General features: G+C 70.1%; 22 protein-coding genes. 8 read left to right on the top strand and 14 right to left on the bottom strand.

The features are described 5' to 3' along the window. Positions 1-153 precede the first annotated feature (153 nt). Positions 154-2,442, top strand: a complete 2,289-nt coding sequence (purL, locus tag ABD256_RS36415; RefSeq protein WP_344429552.1) for a phosphoribosylformylglycinamidine synthase subunit PurL — start codon at positions 154-156, stop codon at positions 2,440-2,442. Here purL and ABD256_RS36410 read toward each other — a convergent pair. The 8 genes from ABD256_RS36410 to ABD256_RS36375 all read right to left on the bottom strand — a co-directional run bounded on the left by ABD256_RS36410 (position 2,431) and on the right by ABD256_RS36375 (position 8,760). Beyond that, the gene (locus tag ABD256_RS36410; protein WP_344429550.1) at positions 2,431-3,480 is read right to left on the bottom strand and encodes a pentapeptide repeat-containing protein; all 1,050 of its coding nucleotides are present in this window, start codon (positions 3,478-3,480) and stop codon (positions 2,431-2,433) included. The genes purL and ABD256_RS36410 overlap by 12 nt on opposite strands. Beyond that, positions 3,477-4,052 (bottom strand): hypothetical protein, encoded by a 576-nt coding sequence (locus ABD256_RS36405; RefSeq protein ID WP_344429548.1) that lies wholly within the window; start codon positions 4,050-4,052, stop codon positions 3,477-3,479. The genes ABD256_RS36410 and ABD256_RS36405 overlap by 4 nt, the downstream gene beginning before the upstream one ends. A gap of 13 nt (positions 4,053-4,065) precedes the next feature. Beyond that, positions 4,066-4,641 carry a hypothetical protein gene (locus ABD256_RS36400; protein ID WP_344429546.1) on the bottom strand — a complete coding sequence of 192 codons (576 nt, stop codon included), beginning with the start codon at positions 4,639-4,641 and terminating at the stop codon, positions 4,066-4,068. 29 nt (positions 4,642-4,670) lie between these two features. Further along, positions 4,671-5,276 (bottom strand): hypothetical protein, encoded by a 606-nt coding sequence (locus ABD256_RS36395; protein WP_344429544.1) that lies wholly within the window; start codon positions 5,274-5,276, stop codon positions 4,671-4,673. A 51-nt stretch (positions 5,277-5,327) separates the two neighbouring features. Continuing rightward, positions 5,328-5,825 (bottom strand): hypothetical protein, encoded by a 498-nt coding sequence (locus ABD256_RS36390; protein WP_344429542.1) that lies wholly within the window; start codon positions 5,823-5,825, stop codon positions 5,328-5,330. A 154-nt stretch (positions 5,826-5,979) separates the two neighbouring features. Next, a complete protein-coding gene (locus tag ABD256_RS36385; RefSeq protein ID WP_344429540.1) occupies positions 5,980-6,861 on the bottom strand; it encodes a lysozyme in 882 nt (293 codons plus the stop codon). Between the two features lie 196 nt (positions 6,862-7,057). Continuing rightward, the gene (locus tag ABD256_RS36380) at positions 7,058-7,876 is read right to left on the bottom strand and encodes a GH25 family lysozyme (RefSeq protein ID WP_425546579.1); all 819 of its coding nucleotides are present in this window, start codon (positions 7,874-7,876) and stop codon (positions 7,058-7,060) included. Between the two features lie 254 nt (positions 7,877-8,130). Continuing rightward, positions 8,131-8,760 carry a type VII secretion system-associated protein gene (locus ABD256_RS36375; RefSeq protein ID WP_344429538.1) on the bottom strand — a complete coding sequence of 210 codons (630 nt, stop codon included), beginning with the start codon at positions 8,758-8,760 and terminating at the stop codon, positions 8,131-8,133. 60 nt (positions 8,761-8,820) lie between these two features. On the opposite strand from ABD256_RS36375, the gene ABD256_RS36370 reads away from it, so the two are divergent. Next, a complete protein-coding gene (locus ABD256_RS36370; RefSeq protein ID WP_344429536.1) occupies positions 8,821-9,201 on the top strand; it encodes a sterol carrier family protein in 381 nt (126 codons plus the stop codon). 9 nt (positions 9,202-9,210) lie between these two features. Here the strand turns inward: ABD256_RS36370 and ABD256_RS36365 are convergent, their stop codons facing one another. Next, positions 9,211-10,053, bottom strand: a complete 843-nt coding sequence (locus ABD256_RS36365; RefSeq protein WP_344429535.1) for an SAM-dependent methyltransferase — start codon at positions 10,051-10,053, stop codon at positions 9,211-9,213. Positions 10,054-10,275: 222 nt separating this feature from the next. Here ABD256_RS36365 and ABD256_RS36360 point away from each other — a divergent pair, with 222 nt between their 5' ends. From ABD256_RS36360 to arfB, 6 genes are all read left to right on the top strand, one after another. Further along, positions 10,276-11,154: a helix-turn-helix domain-containing protein gene (locus ABD256_RS36360; RefSeq protein ID WP_344429533.1), complete on the top strand. Its 879-nt coding sequence runs from the start codon at positions 10,276-10,278 to the stop codon at positions 11,152-11,154. 270 nt (positions 11,155-11,424) lie between these two features. After that, entirely contained in the window at positions 11,425-11,664 is a 240-nt protein-coding gene (locus tag ABD256_RS36355; RefSeq protein WP_344429531.1) for a DUF397 domain-containing protein, read from the top strand. Continuing rightward, on the top strand, positions 11,651-12,085 hold the full coding sequence (locus ABD256_RS36350; RefSeq protein ID WP_344429529.1) for a hypothetical protein: 435 nt from the start codon (positions 11,651-11,653) through the stop codon (positions 12,083-12,085). The genes ABD256_RS36355 and ABD256_RS36350 overlap by 14 nt, the downstream gene beginning before the upstream one ends. A 116-nt stretch (positions 12,086-12,201) precedes the next feature. Then, positions 12,202-13,740 (top strand): amidophosphoribosyltransferase, encoded by a 1,539-nt coding sequence (gene purF / locus ABD256_RS36345; RefSeq protein ID WP_344429527.1) that lies wholly within the window; start codon positions 12,202-12,204, stop codon positions 13,738-13,740. 47 nt (positions 13,741-13,787) lie between these two features. Beyond that, complete coding sequence (gene purM, locus ABD256_RS36340) at positions 13,788-14,858, top strand: phosphoribosylformylglycinamidine cyclo-ligase (protein WP_344429525.1); 1,071 nt, start codon at positions 13,788-13,790, stop codon at positions 14,856-14,858. Between the two features lie 11 nt (positions 14,859-14,869). Next, a complete protein-coding gene (gene arfB, locus ABD256_RS36335) occupies positions 14,870-15,295 on the top strand; it encodes an alternative ribosome rescue aminoacyl-tRNA hydrolase ArfB (RefSeq protein ID WP_344429523.1) in 426 nt (141 codons plus the stop codon). Between the two features lie 552 nt (positions 15,296-15,847). Here the strand turns inward: arfB and ABD256_RS36330 are convergent. The 5 genes from ABD256_RS36330 to ABD256_RS36310 form a co-directional block, all read right to left on the bottom strand. Then, positions 15,848-16,615 (bottom strand): GNAT family N-acetyltransferase, encoded by a 768-nt coding sequence (locus ABD256_RS36330; protein WP_344429522.1) that lies wholly within the window; start codon positions 16,613-16,615, stop codon positions 15,848-15,850. After that, positions 16,554-17,372: a VanZ family protein gene (locus ABD256_RS36325; protein ID WP_344429520.1), complete on the bottom strand. Its 819-nt coding sequence runs from the start codon at positions 17,370-17,372 to the stop codon at positions 16,554-16,556. Before ABD256_RS36325 ends, ABD256_RS36330 begins: the two co-directional genes overlap by 62 nt. A gap of 125 nt (positions 17,373-17,497) precedes the next feature. Next, the gene (locus ABD256_RS36320) at positions 17,498-17,677 is read right to left on the bottom strand and encodes a hypothetical protein (protein ID WP_344429518.1); all 180 of its coding nucleotides are present in this window, start codon (positions 17,675-17,677) and stop codon (positions 17,498-17,500) included. Between the two features lie 29 nt (positions 17,678-17,706). Continuing rightward, entirely contained in the window at positions 17,707-18,594 is an 888-nt protein-coding gene (locus ABD256_RS36315; protein ID WP_344429516.1) for a Gfo/Idh/MocA family protein, read from the bottom strand. Between the two features lie 103 nt (positions 18,595-18,697). Further along, positions 18,698-19,555: a 3-hydroxybutyryl-CoA dehydrogenase gene (locus ABD256_RS36310; RefSeq protein ID WP_344429514.1), complete on the bottom strand. Its 858-nt coding sequence runs from the start codon at positions 19,553-19,555 to the stop codon at positions 18,698-18,700. Positions 19,556-19,581 lie beyond the last annotated feature (26 nt).

Here is a 19,581-nt window from a genome sequence, read left to right as displayed (position 1 = left end):
GCGAAGACAGGAGTCAATAATCGGGTCGAGTGCTCATACCGCAACGGTAGGCGCGGTCACTGTCCGCACGCGAACGAATTTCCGCCGCCGCGAAGCGCCGCTCGCACCGCCCGCCCCGCGACCCCGCTCACCAGCCCGGTTACCCTTCTAGCCGTGCCGACCTCAGACGTAACCACCGTCACCGACACCACCGCCCGTGCCGGGGAAACCCCCGGCACCGCGCAGCCCTACCTCGAACTCGGCCTCGCCGAGGACGAGTACGCGCGCATCCGCGAGATCCTCGGCAGGCGCCCCACCGACGCCGAACTGGCCATGTACTCGGTGATGTGGAGCGAGCACTGCTCGTACAAGTCGTCGAAGAAGCACCTGCGGTACTTCGGCGAGACCACCACCGACCAGATGCGCGAGAAGCTGCTCGCCGGCATCGGTGAGAACGCGGGCGTGGTCGACGTCGGCGACGGCTGGGCGGTCACGTTCAAGGTCGAGAGCCACAACCATCCGTCCTATGTGGAGCCCTACCAGGGCGCGGCGACCGGCGTCGGCGGCATCGTGCGCGACATCATGGCGATGGGCGCGCGCCCGCTGGCCGTCGCCGACGCGCTGCGCTTCGGCCCCGCCGACGCGCCGGACACCCGCCGGGTGCTGCCCGGCGTGGTCGCGGGCGTCGCGGGCTACGGCAACTGCCTCGGCCTGCCGAACGTCGGCGGCGAGCTGGTGTTCGACGCCAGCTACGCGGGCAACCCGCTGGTGAACGCCCTGTGCGTGGGCGCGATGCGGGTGGAGGACCTGCACCTCGCGTTCGCCTCCGGCACCGGCAACAAGATCATCCTGTTCGGCGCGCGCACCGGCCTCGACGGCATCGGCGGCGTTTCCGTGCTGGCCAGCGACAGCTTCAACGAGGGCACCGGCCGCAAGAAGCTGCCGAGCGTCCAGGTCGGCGACCCGTTCACCGAGAAGGTGCTCATCGAGTGCTGCCTCGACCTGTTCCAGCAGGACCTGGTGGTCGGCATCCAAGACCTCGGCGGTGCCGGGCTGTCCTGCGCGACCTCCGAGCTGGCCGCGGCCGGTGACGGCGGCATGCACATCGAGCTGGACCGGGTCCCGTTGCGCGCCAAGGGAATGACCCCGGCCGAGATCCTCTCCAGCGAGTCGCAGGAGCGGATGTGCGCCGTCGTCGAGCCGTCCAATGTGGACGCCTTCATGGCGGTGTGCGCGAAGTGGGACGTGATCGCCACCGACATCGGCGAGGTCACCGACGGCGAGCACCTCGTGATCACCTGGCACGGTGAGACCGTGGTCGACGTGCCGCCGCGCACCGTGGCGCACCAGGGGCCGGTCTACGACCGGCCGCTCGCCCGTCCGTCCACTCAGGACGCCGTCGAGGCCGACCTGCCGGACACCCTGCGCCGTCCGTCCACACCGGACGAGCTGCGGGAGACCCTGCTGAAGCTGATCTCGTCGCCGGACCTGGCGTCGAAGGAGTGGGTGACCAGCCAGTACGACCGGTACGTGCGGGGCAACACGGTGCTCGCGCAGCCGTCGGACTCCGGGGTGATCCGGATCGACGAGTCGACGGGGCGCGGTGTCGCCGTGTCGACCGACTGCAACAGCCGGTTCGTCTACCTCGACCCGTACCAGGGCGCGCAGCTCGCCCTCGCCGAGGCGTACCGCAACGTCGCGACGAGCGGCGCCACCCCGATCGCGGTCAGCAACTGCCTCAACTTCGGCGCCCCGACCGATCCCGGCGTGATGTGGCAGTTCGAGCGCGCGGTGCACGGCCTCGCCGACGGCTGCGCGCAGCTCGGCATCCCGGTCACCGGCGGCAACGTCAGCTTCTTCAACCAGACCGGCGACACCGCGATCCTGCCGACGCCGGTGATCGCGGTGCTCGGCGTCATCGACGACGTCCGCCGCCGCATCCCCACCGGCATCGGCGCGGAAGCGGGCGAGACGCTGCTGCTGCTCGGCGAGACCAAGGACGAGTTCGGCGGCTCGACCTGGGCGCACCTCGTGCACGGGCACCTCGGCGGCCGCCCGCCCGCGGTCGACCTCGAACGCGAGCGCCTGCTGGGCGAGATCCTCGTGGCGGGTTCGCGGGACGGCATGATCTCCGCGGCGCACGACCTTTCCGACGGCGGGCTCGCGCAGGCGCTCGTCGAGACCGTCCTCATCGGACAGTGCGGCGCGCGGGCGATCCTCGACGACGAGCAGGACCCGTTCGTGCAGCTGTTCTCCGAGTCCGCGGGCCGGGTGCTGGTCGCGGTGCCGAGGACCGAGGAGCTGCGGTTCACCGAGATGTGCACCGCGCGCGGCCTGCCGTGGCGCAAGGCGGGCGTGGTGGACCCGGAGTCACCCGGCCTGGAGATCCAGGGCGTGGCCACCTTCGGCAGCGAAGAACTCCGCGAGGCGTGGGAAAGCACGCTCCCGGCACTATTCGGCTAGTACGGCGATCCGGGCCTGCCCGTCGGCGGAATGCGCCACCTGCCAGGGCTTCGGCAGGTGCGTCTCCACGGCGGGGTCGACGCGGGTGTCCTCAAGCGACACGAGTTCCGGTGTCGCCGCGAACCGCAGGTCGGCGGAGCTTTCGAAGCGGGCCCAGCGGAGGTCCAGCGACTTCGTGAAGCGCGCGCCCTCAAGACTCGCGCTGTCGTGGAACACCGCGTGCTCGGCGGTGACGCGGCCGTGAAAGAGCGCGCCGCGCCAGTTCGTGGTGCCGGTGACCTCGATCCGCCGGAACTCGGCGTTGCCGTGCACCTCCACGCCGGAGAGCAGCAGGTTGCCGAGCACCCGCGCGCCGGTGAACCCCAGGTGGCCGTGGACGACGAGCCGGTTCAGCTTCACGTCGTAGAGCAGCCGCGCCCGGTTCAGCCCGAGCCACTCCACCTTGCGGTCGTCGAGGTTCAGCCGGTCCAGGGTCGCTCCGGTGAGGTGCAGGTCGTAGTTCGGCGCCTCGGTGTCCGCCGCCTTCGGCAGCAGCAGCCGGAGCTGCCGTTCCACCGAGCGCCGCACCTGAAGCTCCCGCTCGGCGCCGAAGAGGTCCTCCGCGGTGCCTTCGTAACCGGGCAGTTCCGGGTGGTCGAAGGGCATGCGCAGGTAGGAGCACAGGACGTCGAGCACGGTCTGCGTGTAGTCCGGGCGGGCACGGGCCAGGCCGACGAGCACGTGCAGCGCGCCGACGCGCACCTGGTCGGCATCGCTGCCGAGCAGTTCGACGGCCTTCGCGAACCGCTCGTCCGACACCCGCTCCTTGTCGCGGTCGTACCGCTTCGTGTCCAGCGCGTGGCGGCTTTCCTCGACGCGGCGGCGCCGGTCGTTGAGCCACAGCGCGTACAGCGCGACCACCGAACCCGCGGCGAGCCCGCCGGTCTTCAGCGCGTCGGCACGGCTCGTCGACGGATCGGTCAGCAGCCAGAGCGTGACCGCGGCCAGCAGCACCGCGGCCAGCGCGATCACGGGCACCAGCGGCGAACGGAGCCTCATGCGCCGTAGATCGAGAAGAGGCAGTAACCGCCTTCGCCGCCCTTGCGCAAGATCGCGGCGCCGTGCCCTTCGGTACCCGGCGAGCCGAGCTGGGTGTACGTCCAGTTGACGTGGAGCTTGTCGGCGCCCTCGAAGCGGCCGAGCTTGTTCGCGGTCCGGGTGGGGTCCTCCGCGAACTTCTTGATCGACGGCACCACCTCCGGGCTCGACTGGCACGCGAAGGCCGCCGCCCCCTCCTGGTCGTGCGCGTCGAGCTTCTGCAGGAACTGCGACATCAGGTCGTCGGCGCTCAGGGTGTGCGGCGCGCCCTTCGGGTAGTCCTTGTCCAGGAAGTAGCCCGGCCCGACGAAACCGAACAGCACCACCAGCCCCGCGACGAGCACGAGCACGCCGAACACGATCCCGAACATCGCCCGCTTCCGCTCCTTGCGCGGCTTCGGCCCGGCAGGCCCCTGCGGGAACTGCGGCGGAAACTGTTGCTGCGGTGGGAAACCCGGCTGCGGGAAGCCCGGTTGCTGGGGCGTGAACCCTGGCTGCTGCGGGTACGGGCCGCCCTGCGGCGGATAGCTCATTTCGACCGCCTTCTCACTTGACCACGCTGAACACGCAGAACCCGTCGGGCCCCTTGCGCAGCTGCACCGACGCGACGTGGTCGCCGGGGAACTTGTCCTTGTACAGCAGGTGCGCGGTGACCGTGTCCGCGTTGTCGAGCGGGCCGCCCTTGGGCCGGAAGTCGTGGCCGGCGCTCACGTTGCCGCTCATCAGCTGGGTGACCTTGCCCCGCGCGTCCGTGCTGCTGGACTGGCACATCAGGTCGGTCGCCGACCTGTCCTTGCGGTTGAGCTTGTCCGCCAGCGTGCCCACCACGACCGCCGGATCGGAGATGTTCGGCGCGTTGATGGGCACGTCCTTGCTGAGGAAGAAGCCGGGTGCGACGAAGCCGAGGATGGCGACGACCCCGCCGAGCACCACCACGATCCCGAGCACGAGCCCGACGACCAGGCCCGTCTTGCTCTTCTTCGGTGGCGGACCGTACTGCGGCGGCCCGTACCCTGGCGGCGGATAGCCCTGCTGCGGCGGCGGGCCGTACTGCCCATGGCCGCCCTGTCCCTGGCCCGGTCCCCACTGGCCGGGTCCGCCCTGCGGTGGCGGGTACGTCATCGATCCTCCCCTGAAGCCGATGCGACTGCTCAGAACATCATGGCGGTTGTCATGCCGGACAGGCAGTACCCCGGTCGCCCGTCGGACGGGTGCGCCATCATGACGGTCGCCTGCCCCGGCTTCCCGCCGTCGTACCTGCCGGACAGGTCGACGATCGGCGCGTACGGCACTCCGGACACGCCGGTCACCCGCAGGTCGACCGACTTGGCGATCATGTCCTTGATGTTTCGCTCCAGCTGAGCCTGCGCCGAGGCGCACAGCAAGGTGTTCGCGCCCTGCGCGTCACCGGCCCTGACCGCGTCGAAGAACTTCGCGGCGGTCGCCTTGGCCTCTTCGGGGTTGTCCGGTACCGCCGCGACCTTCGCGCGCTTGTTCAACAGGAACCCCGGCGCGACCCAGGCGGTGATCGCGAACGCGCCGGCGAGCAGGATCACCACCGCGAGCGAGAGCCCGATGACGAGCCCCTTCTTGCTCTTGCGCGGCCCCGGCGGGTAACCGGGGAACTGCTGGCCAGGAAAGGGCTGCTGCGCGGGAAACGGCTGCTGGCCGGGGAACTGCTGCCCGGGGAACGCCGGGCCCTGCCGGCCAGGGTACGGCGGGCCGGGTGGCGGTCCCTGGCGAGGTGGGTACGTCATCAGTGGTTCCTCTCCCCAGTTCGTCTCGGCGCCTCTCGCGCCGGGGAGAACCTACCTGCGCGCGGTCGCACTGTCCTCTCGCGCGCCCGTACCCGTCGATGTCGCCGACCCGGGTACCGCCTGCTGGGACACCGGCAGCAGGTCGGCGACGCACCAGCGGTGCGTCTGGTCCGCGAGCACGGCGTCGTGGCTGGACTCCGGCGAGCTGATCGCGGCGACGTACGTGCCGTCGTCGAGGCGCTGGGGCACCCCGGCGAGCGTCAGCGGGGTGGTCCGCCCGGCGAGCGTGATGACGGTCTGGTGCGCGGGTGTCGCCGCGCTTTCGCACAGCATCGCCTCGGCGCGCTCCGGGTCGTGCTCCTTCAACGCCCTGGTGAACGACATCGCGAGCGTTTCGGGGGTGGTGTCGGAGTCGCCGTCGGCGAGCAGGAAGCCGGGGACGAAGAACCCGGTGACGACGAGCGCGGCGACGGCCGCGAGCGCGGTGGCGACGGCGAGCCACAGCATGAGCCTGCCCTGACGGAGAGCGGGGGCTTCACCGTTCGCCACGATCGCCCCCAACCTGTTCAGCAGCCGCTACTCAGGCATTCTAGGGGCCTTTTGCCCGTTATGCGGGTTTGGGTCTGGTTTCGATCGGAGGCGAAGCGGCCGACGCCCCCGCCGGCGGGAACCGGACGAGGGCGCCGGGCGCGTTCTTACGTGCTCAGCCGTTCGCGAGTGCCTGCAGGCGGTCGTAGGCGCCGTTGAACGAGTCCTGGTCGATCGGGGACGAGCTGTACTGCCAGACGGTGTGGAAACCCCAGCCGATCGGCAGCGCGCCGACCGACGAGCTGTACCGCGCGACCCAGAGCGGCACGGTGTTCCCGAACGTCTGCGAGCTGCCGACGCACTGGTTCCACCAGCTCGTCGACGTGTAGATGACCGGCCAGCGGCCGGTCCTCGCGTGGTAGGTGTCGTGGAAGTCGCGCACCCACGCCCCCATCCCGGCCTGGCTCAGCCCGTAGCAGGTCGCGCCGTACGGGTTGTACTCCATGTCCAGTGCGCCGGGCAGGGTCTTGCCGTCACGCGACCAGCCGCCGCCGTGGTCGACGAAGTAGTTGGCCTGCGCCGCGCCGCTCGTGGTGTTCGGGGTGGCGAAGTGGTAGGCCCCGCGGATCATGCCGACGTTGTAGGAACCGTTGTACTGCTGGGCGAAGTACGGGTTGGTGTAGTAGGTGCCCTCGGTCGCCTTGGTCCAGACGAACCGCTTGCCCTGGCCCCACCAGTTGTTCCAGTCGACGTTGCCCTGGTGGCTGGCGACGTCGATGCCGGCGACCGTGGCCTGCGCCTCGAAGCCGTCGGAGTTCAGGCCCTGCGGGCGCATGGCCTGCTGTTGCGATTCGGGTGTCGACTTGTCGCCGCCCTCCACCCGGCGGATCTGCGAACCGAGCGTCGCTTCACCGAGTGGTGTGTTCAGACCGGCCGCCTGATCGGGCGGGGTGGGAGTGGCGCCGGCCGGGGTCAGCGTGCCGAGCAGGAGCACGCCGGCCGAAGCGGCCGCGACAGCGCCGAGAGCGCGCCGCCAGCTTCTTCGAACAGTGGACATCACGGAATCCCTTCACAAATACCCTCGCGAAGGACGGCCTAGCAGGTGGCCGTCCGAGCGTTGATTGTTATCCAAAAAAGTGGCCTCTGTCACTGAATTCCGTGATTTAACCGTGGCAAGTGGGTGATTTACGGGTGCGAACGGCTCACTCTCGGTGATCTAATCACAGTGGACATATCGGGCGCTGCGGACGAAATCAGCCCCTGGCCAGGGCTTCCACGCGTCCGATCGGGCCGTTGTAGTAGTTCTGGTCGCCGGGCAGGCTGCCCGCGTTCGCGAACTGCCAGATGCTCTGCTTGTCCCAGCCCGCGGGCAGCGGCCCGATCGCAGGCGCGTACCTGGCGAGCCAGAGCGGGTTGGTGTTGCCGAAGCCGCCGTTGTTGCCCGTGCAGCGCTGCCACCAGCTCGTGCTGGTGTAGATCAGCGAGCTGCGCCCGGTGCGCGCGAGGTAGGTCTTCGTGAAGTCCTTGATCCACGCGGTCATCGCGGCCGGGCTCATGCCGTAGCAGGCGTCGCCGTAGGGGTTGTACTCCACGTCGAGCGCGCCGGGCAGCGTCTTGCCGTCCTTGCGCCAGCCGCCGCCGTTGTTGATGAAGTAGTTCGCCTGCGCGGCGCCGCCGGACACGTCGGGCCGCGCGAAGTGGTAGGCGCCCCTGATGATCCCGGCGGAGTGCGCGCCGTCGTACTGCTGGCGGTACTGGCCGCTGATGAACCCGGTGCCCTCGGTCGCCTTGACGTAGGCGAACTTCGCCCCGGTCGCGGCCGCCTTCTTCCAGTCGACCGCGCCCTGGTGCCCGCTCACGTCGTGGCCGAGGGTCTGGTCGGACAGCGCGAGCCTCGCCTTCGCCGCGGCCGGGCTGCCGTGCACGCCCTCGTGCGCCGCGATCTGCGAGCCCATGCCCGTGTCGGCCGCCTTCGAGTAGTCGGCGGGCCGGTAGCTTGCGGCCGGCCGTTCGCCGCCGGATCCGCCGAGCGCGACCAGCCCCGCCGCGAGCGCACCCGCGGCCACCGTCACGGCGGCCACCTTCACGAGCGGGTGTCGCCCACGTGGCGGCTGGGGCGCTTGAGGGCGAGCGGTCTCGCGAGCGGGGATCACCTTCGGCATCGCACGCTCGACGGGGGAAACCGGTTCTTGGGGCTCGTTCACGTCGACTCCCGATTCCGCGCGGAGACAAGTCTTCCGTGCGTCACGATGCCTCGATGGAGCCCCATGCGCGAACCGGGTGTAACCCTGTGGAGTGATCTTCCCTGGTGCAGGCGGCGTGTCGCCTAGCGCTGCTCGCGGTTCTCCTCGTCAAGGGCCTTGACCAGGTGCTCCGCCGGGACGACGGCGGTGACCAGGTCGTGCGGGTTGATCGCCACCGGCTGCCCGCCGAGCAGGGCGACCATGTCCCTGCCCAGCACGGCGCGGGCGTGCGGCCACTCCTTCGGCACCAGCGACTTCGACGTGTACGCGGGCACCATGACCCTGCCGTCGGTGTTGTGGAACCCGATCACCGTGCGCTGCATGGGCGCGAGCGCGTACACGAACAGCGTGGCGTCGAGGATGACCTTCGGCAGGTCCTCGGCCGGCCGGTGGTTCGTGCGGACGAGCTGCAGCAGGCGCTCCAGGTCGTTGCCGGGCTCGGGGAAGCCGAGCGCCTTCGGGGAGGGGCGGTACCGGTCGTTCGGGTGGAAGTCCTCGACGACGTCGCCCGCGGAGTTCACCGGGTACGCGCCGACGACGGCCCACGACGGCACCGGGCCGTTCGGGTCGAAGGCTTCGTCGATCACGTACAACCAGCTGTTGGGGTTCGCCCGCGCGTTGCGGCGCATCTCGTCGGTGATCTTCGGTTTCCCCTGGCGTGGTGAGTTCGGGGATGGGGGTACCAGCCGGTCGGCCTCGTCCCGTTTCGCCATGTGCGTCCCTCGGTTCCCGCTGCGTGTCAACGAAAGGTGCGCTCACTCTACTGTTGAGGTATGACGTCTCCGCGTTCGGTCGACCCCGCTGAGTTACGTGCCGCGGTACTGGCCGTTTCCCCTTGGCTGGACCGCGCGGCACCGGATCCGGCGCGCCCCGAGCTCGCCAAGGCGGTCCGGCTGAGCCTGCGGACGCTCGCCGCCGACGCGCCGGGCCGCAGCGTCGAGGTCAGGGTCCCGCCGTTCGCCGCCGTGCAGTGCGTCGACGGCCCGCGGCACACCAGGGGGAACCCGCCGAACGTCGTCGAGACGGACCCGCGGACCTGGCTCGAGCTCGCGACCGGCCGCCTGCGGTGGGCCGACGCGCTGGAGGACGGCCGCGTGTCCGCGTCCGGGACACGCGCCGACCTCACGCGCCTGCTGCCGATCGTGCGCGGGTGACCGGCGGCGCTACCGCTTCTTGCCGATACCACCGGCGATCGTGCGCTGCGCCGCGTTGAGCTCCTTCAGCCGAGGGCCGTCCGGCCACCAGTCGACGCAGCGGACGACGCCCGCCTCGCCGTGCCCGCCGGACGGCACCAGTTCCAGGTCCCCGAACAGCTCCTGGATCTCGGCCGTGGTGCGGAACGTGCCGGAGCCCATCGGGCTGTGCACGAAGAAGTCCTCCATCCGCCGCGCGGTCGCGGACAGCTCGTCCTCCGGGTCGAGGAAGTGCGAGATCGCGACGTAGGAGCCCGCGGGCAGCTTGTCGATGAACTCGCGCATGATCTCGGCAGGCCGTTCGTGCGGGCCCTTGAAGTGGTGCAGGGTGCCGAGCTGCAGGAGCGCGATCGGCTGGGTGAAGTCGAGGTACTTGCGGACGGTGTCGTTCGCCAGCAGCGCCTCGGGCTCGAAGATGTCGTCCGCGACGAAGTGGGTCCGGTCGTTTTCCTCCAGCAGCGCGCGCCCGTGCGCGAGCACCACCGGGTCGTTGTCGACGTAGACCACGGTCGATTCGGGGTTGATCCGCTGGACGACGTGGTGGGTGTTCTCGGCGGTCGGCAGCCCGGACCCGCAGTCGAGGTACTGGGTGATCCCGGTCTGCCCGGCCAGGAAGCGGCAGGCGCGGATCAGGAAGCCGCGGTTCTCGGTGGCGAGGTCCTGCGCCTCCGGTGCGGCCTGCTGGACCTTGTGCAGGACCTCGCGGTCGACCTCGTAGTTGTCCTTGCCGTTGAGGAAAGCGTCGTACACGCGCGCGATGCTCGCCTTGGTCGTGTCGATGTAGACGGGTGCCTCGGACTCGGGCGCAGCCATCGCAGCCTCTCAGGGTTCACTTCGAGTGTGTCGAATATCTCGGACCACACGTAGGGTAGGGGTGTGGACCGCCCGCGTAAACGCGGGCGTGGCCTTGACGGCACGGTCGGGGCGTGTACGTTCGATGACTGGGCCGAATCTCGTGGTCGGCGTGGCGTGTCGCGCCTACGATCGGGTCATGGGGAGCCCAGCCAGCACGCCTCGAACGGAGAACAACCGGCCATGACCTCGGTCAACCCACCCGCCGCAGACCAGGGCACCGGTCCTACCGCGCGACGGATGGTGCTCGGGACCCAGCTGCGCCGCCTGCGCGAGCGCGCCGGTGTCACCCGTGCCGAAGCCGGGTACAACATCCGCGGCTCGGAGTCGAAGATCAGCAGGCTCGAACTCGGTCGCGTCGGGTTCAAGGAACGCGACGTGGTCGACCTGCTGACCATGTACGGCGTCGAGGACTCCGACGAGCGGGACCAGTTCCTGGAGCTGGTGAAGCAGTCGAACCAGCCGGGCTGGTGGCACCGCTACAACGACCTGATGCCGCGCTGGTTCGACGACTACGTCGGCCTCGAAGAGGCGGCTTCGCGGATCCAGACCTACGAGCTTCAGTTCGTGCCCGGCCTGCTGCAGACCGAGGACTACGCGCGAGCGGTCGCCAGCCACGGCCGCCCCGACGTGGCTGACGACGAGGTCGAGCGCCGGGTCGCGCTGCGGATGCGGCGGCAGAAGCTCCTGGCGAGGCCGAACGCGCCGCGGCTGTGGGCGGTGGTCGACGAGTCGGTGCTGCACCGGCCGATCGGGGGCACCAGGGCGATGCGCGCCCAGATCGGGCAGCTCCTGGAGATGACGACGCTGCCGAACATCTCGCTCCAGGTGGTGCCCTACCGGCTGAGCGGCTACTCGGCCGAAGGCGCGTTCACGCTGCTGCGCTTCCTCGAGGAGGAGCTGCCGGACATCGTGTACCTGGAGTTCCTGAGCGGCGCGCTCTACCAGGAGAAACCGGACGAGATCGAGATCTACAGCCGCGCGCTGGACCGGCTCGCGGTGGACGCCGAGACGCCGGAACGCAGCCGCCAGACGCTGTCGAAGCTGCGCGCCGAACTCTGACGCCGGAGGATCGTCGCTGCGGACAGCGACGACCGCGCTCACGAACCGTAGCCATTCTTGGTCACTATTCGTAGTCTTCGTCGGCGCGAATTCTCCGGCATTCACTCGTACGTGGATTGTCGATCAAGCGATTCCTCACTGTGCGAGAAGTTTTCGGATTCTTGGTGCACGTGCATTTACGCCTGCAGGTACGCGTGCTACCTTTTCGATCACAGGCAAATGCACGTGCAGATGCATCCCCCGGGTATCACGTCGGGAAAGGTGGGGATCATGGCGGAACGGTTCACGAACGGCATGTCGTCCGAGTTGCTCGCCGGGGTCACCTGGCGCAAGAGCAGGCGCAGCGGCGCACTCGGCAACTGCGTCGAGGTGGCGACACTGGACTCCGGAGAGATCGCGGTGCGGAACTCGCGTTTCCCGGAAGGGCCCGCGCTGGTTTACACCCGCGCCGAGATGGAGGCGTTCCTCGGTGGCGCCAAGGACGGTGAATTCGACTATGTCCTCCAGTAGTACCGTTTTCCCGCGCAGCGCTTTTCCCGCGCCGGTGCCGAGCCCGGAAATAGTCGATCTGGAAACCGGGCTGCAGCACCTGATCGAACGCGGTTACCAGTTCGTGCACCCCCGTGACGCGAACGGCGAAGTGCTCGCCGTCGTCGGTGTCCGGGTGCACGACGGCGTGGTCGACGTGGTGCGGTTGCACGCCGAGAACGAGGTGCTCGCCACCCGCATCCCCGCCGGTGAGGACATCCTCGAGCCGACGACGGTGCTGTGGAAGGCGACCGGGTCCGTGCAGGCGGTCCTGGAGCAGGTGCTGTCGCTCCCGGAGGACCACGTCCCCGGCGTGGACTACGACGCGGACAGCGACGCGCCGGTCACCGGCTGCTGGGTCCCGGGTTCTCCCGGTCGCGCGAAATGGCTTCAGGCGTCCTGAATGCTGAGGGGTAGGCCCCGTACGGAGTGGTCAGAGCCACTGCGTACGGGGCCTGATCCACACCGTCACCGTTTACACTGGTGGCGCAGCCAGCCCTCGTTCTCAGGAGCTCTTCGGTGCTTTCCGACCAGTCACCCACTGGACCTGCCCTCACCGACCAGCCCGACCCCGAGCCCCGCGAGGAGTGCGGTGTCTTCGGCGTCTGGGCTCCGGGCGAAGAAGTCGCGAAGCTGACCTACTACGGCCTGTACGCGCTTCAGCACCGCGGGCAGGAGGCCGCGGGCATCTCGGTGTCCGATGGCTCGCAGATCGTCGTGTTCAAGGACCTCGGGCTCGTCAGCCAGGTGTTCGACGAGCAGATCCTGCAGTCGCTCCAGGGGCACATCGCGGTCGGCCACTGCCGCTACTCGACCACCGGCTCCACCATCTGGGAGAACGCGCAGCCGATCTTCCGCACCACCGAGACCGGCAGCGGGCTTTCCTTCGCGCACAACGGGAACCTGGTCAACACCGCCGAACTGCGCCAGCGCACGCTCGAAGCCGGGCTCAAGCCGCATCTCGGGCTCACCGGTTCGTCGAGCGACTCGGACCTCATCTGCGGCCTGCTCGCGGCGAACGCGGCGGACAAGGGCATCGAGGCCGCCGCGCTCGACCTGCTGCCGACCCTGCGCGGCGCCTTTTGCCTCGTCTTCGCCGACGAGTCCACGCTGTACGCGGCGCGCGACCCGCACGGCGTGCACCCGCTCGTGCTGGGCAGGCTCGAACGCGGCTGGGTGGTCGCGAGCGAAACCGCCGCGCTCGACATCGTCGGCGCCTCGTTCGTCCGCGAGGTCGAGCCGGGCGAGCTGATCGCGATCGACGCGGAGGGCCTGCGGTCCTCGCGGTTCGCGAACCCGGAGCCGAAGGGCTGCGTGTTCGAGTACGTCTACCTCGCGCGGCCCGACACCACGATCGCCGGGCGCAGCGTGCACGCCACCCGCGTCGACATCGGCAGGCGGCTGGCCATCGAGCACCCCGCCGACGGCGACCTGGTGATCCCGGTGCCGGAATCCGGCACGCCCGCGGCCATCGGGTACGCGCAGGGCTCCGGCATCCCGTACGGCTCCGGCCTGGTGAAGAACGCCTACGTGGGGCGCACGTTCATCCAGCCGTCGCAGACCATCCGCCAGCTCGGCATCCGGCTCAAGCTCAACCCGCTGCGCGAGGTCATCCGCGGCAAGCGCCTCGTCGTGGTGGACGACTCGATCGTGCGCGGCAACACCCAGCGCGCGCTCGTGCGGATGCTTCGCGAGGCGGGCGCGCTGGAGGTGCACGTGCGGATCGCGTCGCCGCCGGTGCGCTGGCCGTGCTTCTACGGCATCGACTTCGCCTCGCGCGCCGAACTGGTCGCGAACGGGGTGGACGCGGACGGGATCCGCCGGTCCATCGGGGCCGACTCGCTCGGGTACGTCTCGCTGGACGGCCTGGTCGCCGCCTCGGAGCAGCCGCGCACGAGGCTGTGCACGGCGTGCTTCAGCGGTGAGTACCCGATCGCGCTGCCGGAGGACGCCCTCATCGGAAAGCACCTGCTGGAGAGCCTGGAGGCGGCCGACGGGGCGGGCCAGCCGGTCACTCCCGCCGGGTACGGTGCCGAAGACGCCGTCCGGCGTCCGTAGCATCTTCCGCTCAACCCTTCGAACTTCCAGGATGGAGTGCGCTTGCCGTGAGCGAGTCCACGAGCGCCACCTACGCCGCCGCCGGGGTCAGCATCGACGCCGGTGACCAAGCCGTCGAGCTGCTCAAACCGCACGCACAGCGGGCGAGCAGGCCCGAGGTGCTCGGTGGGGTCGGCGGGTTCGCCGGGCTCTTCTCGCTGAAGCTCGACCGCTGGAAGGAGCCGGTGCTCGCCTCGTCGACCGACGGCGTCGGCACCAAGATCGCGGTCGCGCAGGCACTCGACAAGCACGACACGATCGGCATCGACCTGGTCGCGATGGTGGTCGACGATCTCGTGGTCACCGGCGCCGAGCCGCTGTTCCTGCAGGACTACATCGCGGTCGGCAAGGTGCACCCGGAGAAGATCGCGTCGATCGTCGGCGGGATCGCCGAGGGCTGCGTCCAGGCCGGCTGCGCGCTGCTCGGCGGCGAGACGGCCGAGCACCCCGGGATGATGGGCGAGCACGACTACGACGTGTCGGCCACCGGGGTCGGCGTCGTCGAGGCGGCGGACCTGCTCTCGCCGGAACGCGTGCGCCCCGGTGACGTGGTGATCGGGTTCGGCTCGTCGGGACTGCACTCCAACGGCTACTCGCTGGCGAGGCACGTGCTGCTGGAGATCGCCAGGATGCCGCTGGGCGGGCACGTCGAGGAGTTCGGCCGCACGCTCGGCGAGGAACTGCTCGAACCGACCAAGATCTACGCGAAGGACTGCCTCGCGCTCGCCGCCGAGGCCGAGGTGCGCACGTTCGCGCACATCACCGGCGGTGGGCTGGCGGCGAACCTCGCCAGGGTGATGCCGCGCGGGCTGACCGCCGCGCTCGAACGGGGAAGCTGGACGCCGGCGCCGGTGTTCGCCCTGATCGCGCAGCGCGGCAAGGTCGAGCGCGCCGAGATGGAGAAGACGTTCAACCTGGGCGTCGGCATGGTCGCGGTGGTCGGGCCGGAGGACGTCGACCGCGCGCTCGCCGTGCTGACCGCGCGCCACGTGCCCGCCTGGGTGCTCGGTGATGTGCGGCCCGCCGACGACGTCGACGGCCCCCGCGCCACGCTCTCCGGCGACCACCCCCGCTTCTGATGCGTTAGCCGATGGACGATCTGGTGGTGAGCTCGTCGTTCCGGGTGCCGGACGGCGAGTTGCGCGAGCGGTTTTCGCGGTCGTCCGGTCCCGGCGGGCAAGGGGTGAACACCACGGATTCGCGCGTCGAGCTGTCGTTCGACGTGGCGAACTCGCCGTCCGTGCCGGACCGGCTGCGAGCCCGGCTCCTCGAACGGCTCGAGGGCAGGCTGGTGGACGGCGTGCTGACGATCGTCGCCAGCGAGCACCGCGCGCAGCTGATGAACCGGGAAGCGGCGCGGGCGCGCCTGGTCAACACCCTGCGCGACGCGATCGCCCCGCCGCCACCGCCGCGTCGCGCCACCAAGCCGACGCGCGGCTCGAAGGAACGCCGGATCGCCGCGAAGAAACGGCGCGGCGACGTGAAACGCTCCCGCCGCACCGCCTCCGACGACTAGGGCCTCCGGCCCGGTTCGCTGGTCCAGGGACTCTGACGCCACTTTCGCGGGTGCGCGGCCGGGCTGTTCATGACCCGAGGGTGGCTTTGGGGGAATCTGACGCCGCGATCTCGCCCCTCGCGGCTTGGTGATGCTGATGCTCTGGCTCGCAAACAAGCAGATTCGCCGGGCACAGCAGGATCGCGCCTCCAGCGGAGGCGCGCGCCCGTATTTTCGCCCCTGGCAGGACGTCCCCGTGAGGGGACACAGATGACTGAAGGGCGCCTTCGGGGCGTGAGCGGAGCGGGTCCGCGGAGGCCGCATTCGTGGCGTTCGCGCCTATGAAGCCCCTTTTCGGGGTATGAGCGCGGACGTGGGCAAGGGGCGCGAGGGGTGAAATCCTAGTAGGTGCGCTGAGGGTGGCTTTGGGGGAATCTGACGCCGCGATCTCGCCCCTCGCGGCATACGACACGATGACGCCCATGCCCTGAAGGGCCCCTTCACGGCATCGCATGCCCGGAAGGTCACCTTCGGGGCATGCGGAACTTCCGCTGGGGCAGCGTGAGCGCCGTGTCAGCTTTCGCGGATCAGGTGCAGCATTTCGGTGTGCTGCCGGTAGCCGGCCTTGGCGTAGATGCGGCCTTCCCGTTCCCCGAACGGCGTGAGGAACGGGGTGTGCGCACCGGCGTCGAGCGCGAACCGGGTGAGGGCCGCGGTCATCGCCACGCAGATGCCGCGCCGCCGGTACGGTTCGCGCACGGCGAGCCCGAGCAGTTCGGTCATCCCGTCGCCGGGGACGCTCGCCTGCCCGCCGCCGACGATCTCGCCGGTCTCGCGGTCGGCGGCGAGTATCGCGAAACCCCCGTCCGCCAAGAGTTTCCGCAACCGGACGATGTCGTCGGAGGTGGCTTCCCGCGCACCGCCGAACGCTTCGTTCTGCGCGGCGTACATCTGTCCGAACTCGGCGTCGGTGCCGGGCACCCGCAGGGCGATGCCGTCGATGGCGCGCGGTGGCACGGCATCCGCCTCGGCGCAGGCCATCAGCGGGATCCGCCGCTCCACCGAGTACCCGCCCGCGGCGAGCACGGCTTCCGCTGCCGGGGCCGTCGCGGTGAGGTATTCGAGCCGTGGCAGCAGATCCCGCCGCCGGTACGCGGCGGTGAGTTCGTCCACATCGGACGGTGTCGGCACGGCGCCGTCGTCGGGCACCGCGTAGTTGTGCGTGTGGTGGTTCGAATGCGGTGAGAAGGTGGCCAGGAACGGGCCGATCCGCTCGGTGTCACGGCCCGCCGCCGCGGCGCGGCGAAGGGACGACTGCAGGGCTGCCTGGGGGAAGGACACGGTGTGCGGAAACCTTTCGAGCACCGGACGAGGAAAGTACGTACGTGGTGGTGCGGCGTACGGCGGAGCCGGTACTACCGGGCCGCGCCGGTGCGGGCGGCAGCCATAGGACGTTCCTCGTGCTCGAAGTGGGTGGCCAGATCGGCCGCGCACAGCTTCTCACGGGCCGGACCGGCGGGCAAGGGACCGCCGACGGCATCGGCCGCCGCGGCAGCGGGATGGCCGCGGCGGCGTGCCGCGCCCTCGGCCGCCACCACGGTCTGCTGGTGGCCGCGCCCGCCGCCGCCCCGATGGTGTTGAGCAGCACGTCGTCGGCGGAGGTCACGCGACCGGCGTGGATCAGGAACTGCAGCGACTCGACCAGCACGGAAAGCAGGAGCGCGCAGCCCGCGACCAGCGGCAGCGACCGCGCCCGTCCCAGGCGCAACGGGAGCAGTAACCCGATCGGTGCGAGCAGCAGCACGTTCCCGGCGACCTGCCACAGCGAACCGCCGCCGAGGGCGTCGCGGATGTCGGCGCCGGGGACGAGGTGAAGCACGCTGCGCCGCGAATCCCCGACGGGCACCGTCACCAGTGCGAGCGCCAGCCCGGCGGCCAGCGCGATCACCACGTCCGCGGCCGCGGTCAGGCTGGCTGTGCGCAAGGGATGTCTTCGCCTGCGCAGCATGGTGACGAACGGCCACGCGAACATGGCGAGTGGCAGTGCTGTCAGCGAAATCGGGATCATCACCCCGAATCCGCGCAGCAGAGCATCCATGGTGGTGCCTCCCCGGAAAACACGACTCCCGAAGATCACCCTCGCATCGCGCGCCGGAATCGGCGCGGTCAGCGGCGGTACCTTTTCGGTGATCTTGGCTGTGTTTCGCGTGTCGCGGGTTTTTGTCAGTCGCACCAGTGGTATTGCGGTTTCATCCGCCCGAAACCGTCGTAGCGCAGGCGAACCTCGGTGCCCGGTTCGATGGCGCATGCGGTGGCGGATAACCCGTCCGAGTGGTCGCGCATCGTCCGTTGGACGAGGTTCGCGGTCCGCCAGCCCGTGGTCACCGGGCGGCCGGTGTCCACAGTGGATTCTTGCGCGGTCGTCGGCGCGGTCAGCGGGCCAGCGCGCGGGCTTCGTCGAGGAGGCGCTGCAGGTGCACGCCGCGGTGCACGTCGCACGGGTGCCCGGTGGTGCCGCTCGCGATCATCGCGGCGAAGTCGTCGAGCAACGCGGTGTAGGACTCCTCGCGCGTGCCCGGTTTGCGGCCGAGCGACCGGTACCCGTGCTCCCCGTACACGGCGACCTCGACGACGGTCGGCTGCACGGGGAGGTTGAGCGTGAGCGTCGCCGTGCTGACCGCGCCGCCGTCGTGCTCGAGCATCAGGTGCCAGAGGTCCTCCGGAGTGCGGTTAGCGGCCAGCACGCGGTCGATCGGGCCGAGCGCGGCGTCGAGGAAGTCCAGCGCGTGCGGCCCGACGTCGGCCAGCGCGCCGTCCTGGTGGCGCCACGACGAGCCGCCGTAGGTGTCGCCGAGCAGGGCACCGGAGAGCCAGCGCGCCGCGCCGCCCCGCCAGCCGCCCGCGGTGGCCAGCCCGGCCAGCCACTCCTGGGCGGCCATCGTGTAGCGGAGCGTGAGCAGCACGAGCGCGGCCACCCCGGCGCCGTCGACCGCGTCCGCGAGCCGCGTGGCCGCGGCGAGGTCCGGCGCGATCGGCTTCTCCAGGATCAGGTGCTTGCCCCGTTCGGCGGCGAGCACGCCCAGCTCGGCCTGCACCGACGGCGGCACCGCGAACGCCACCGCGTCGACCTGGTCCAGCAGTTCGCCGAAACCGGCCGCCACGCTCGCGCCGTACTGCTCGGCGAGCGGTCGCGCGGCTTCCTCTCGGCGAGCCCAGACCGTGGTCAGCGTCGTACCGGGGTGATCGGCCAGACCGGGCGCATGGGTCGAGGTCGCCCAGGGACCGGCGCCCACGAGGCCGACACGAAGTGGCTCATCCATGGCGCCCCATCCTGCCTCACCCGAACACGGGTGACCCAACACGCCCGCCTGCTCCTGAGCGCGACTCGCGTTCAAGCCGGGTCGCGGATTTTGACGACCGATGTCAATACGAGTAGAAGCCGCGACCCGACTTCTTGCCCAGCAGGCCGGCGTCGACCATGCGGAGCAGGAGCGGGGGCGAGGAGTACAGGGGCTCCTTGAACTCGGTGTACATCGAGTCGGCGATGGCCTTCACGGTGTCGAGGCCGATCAGGTCGGACAGGCGCAGCGGGCCCATCGGGTGCGCGGTGCCCAGTTCCATGCCGCGGTCGATGTCCTCGGCCGAGGCGAACCCGGACTCGATCATCCGGATCGCGGAAAGCAGGTACGGCACCAGCAGCGAGTTCACGATGAAGCCCGCGCGGTCCTGCGAGCGGATCACGGTCTTGTGCAGCGTCCCGGTGGCGTGCGCGTCGGCGCGGGCGATGGTCTCCTCGCCGGTCAGCAGCGAGGGCACCAGTTCGACGAGCGGCAGCACCGGCACCGGGTTGAAGAAGTGGATGCCCACGACCTGCGCCGGCCGCTGGGTGGCCATGCCGAGCTTCATGATCGGGATCGACGAGGTGTTCGACGCGAAGATCGCGTGCTCGCTGGTGACGATCTTGTCGAGCCTGGCGAACACGTCGAGCTTGGCCTGCTCCTGCTCGAGGATCGCCTCGACCACGAGATCGCGGTCGGCGAAGGATTCGAGATCGGTGGTGAAGGTGAGCCTGGCGAGCGCGGCGGAGGCGTCGGCCTCGCTGATCTTGTTGTGCTTCACGCCGCGTTGCAGCGACTTCTCGATGCGTGCGCGGCCGGCGTCGAGCGCCGGCTGGCTCACCTCGGTGACCGTGACGTCCAGTCCGGCCTTGGCGTGCACCTCGGCGATACCGGAGCCCATCAGCCCGGCACCGACGACGCCCACCCGTTCGATACCCGGCATCGCTGGCTCCCTACTTGGTCATGACG

This window comes from Amycolatopsis minnesotensis, from assembly GCF_039529815.1.
GTDB classification, from domain to species: Bacteria; Actinomycetota; Actinomycetes; order Mycobacteriales; family Pseudonocardiaceae; genus Amycolatopsis; species Amycolatopsis minnesotensis.
This window is presented reverse-complemented; position numbering and strand designations above follow the sequence as displayed.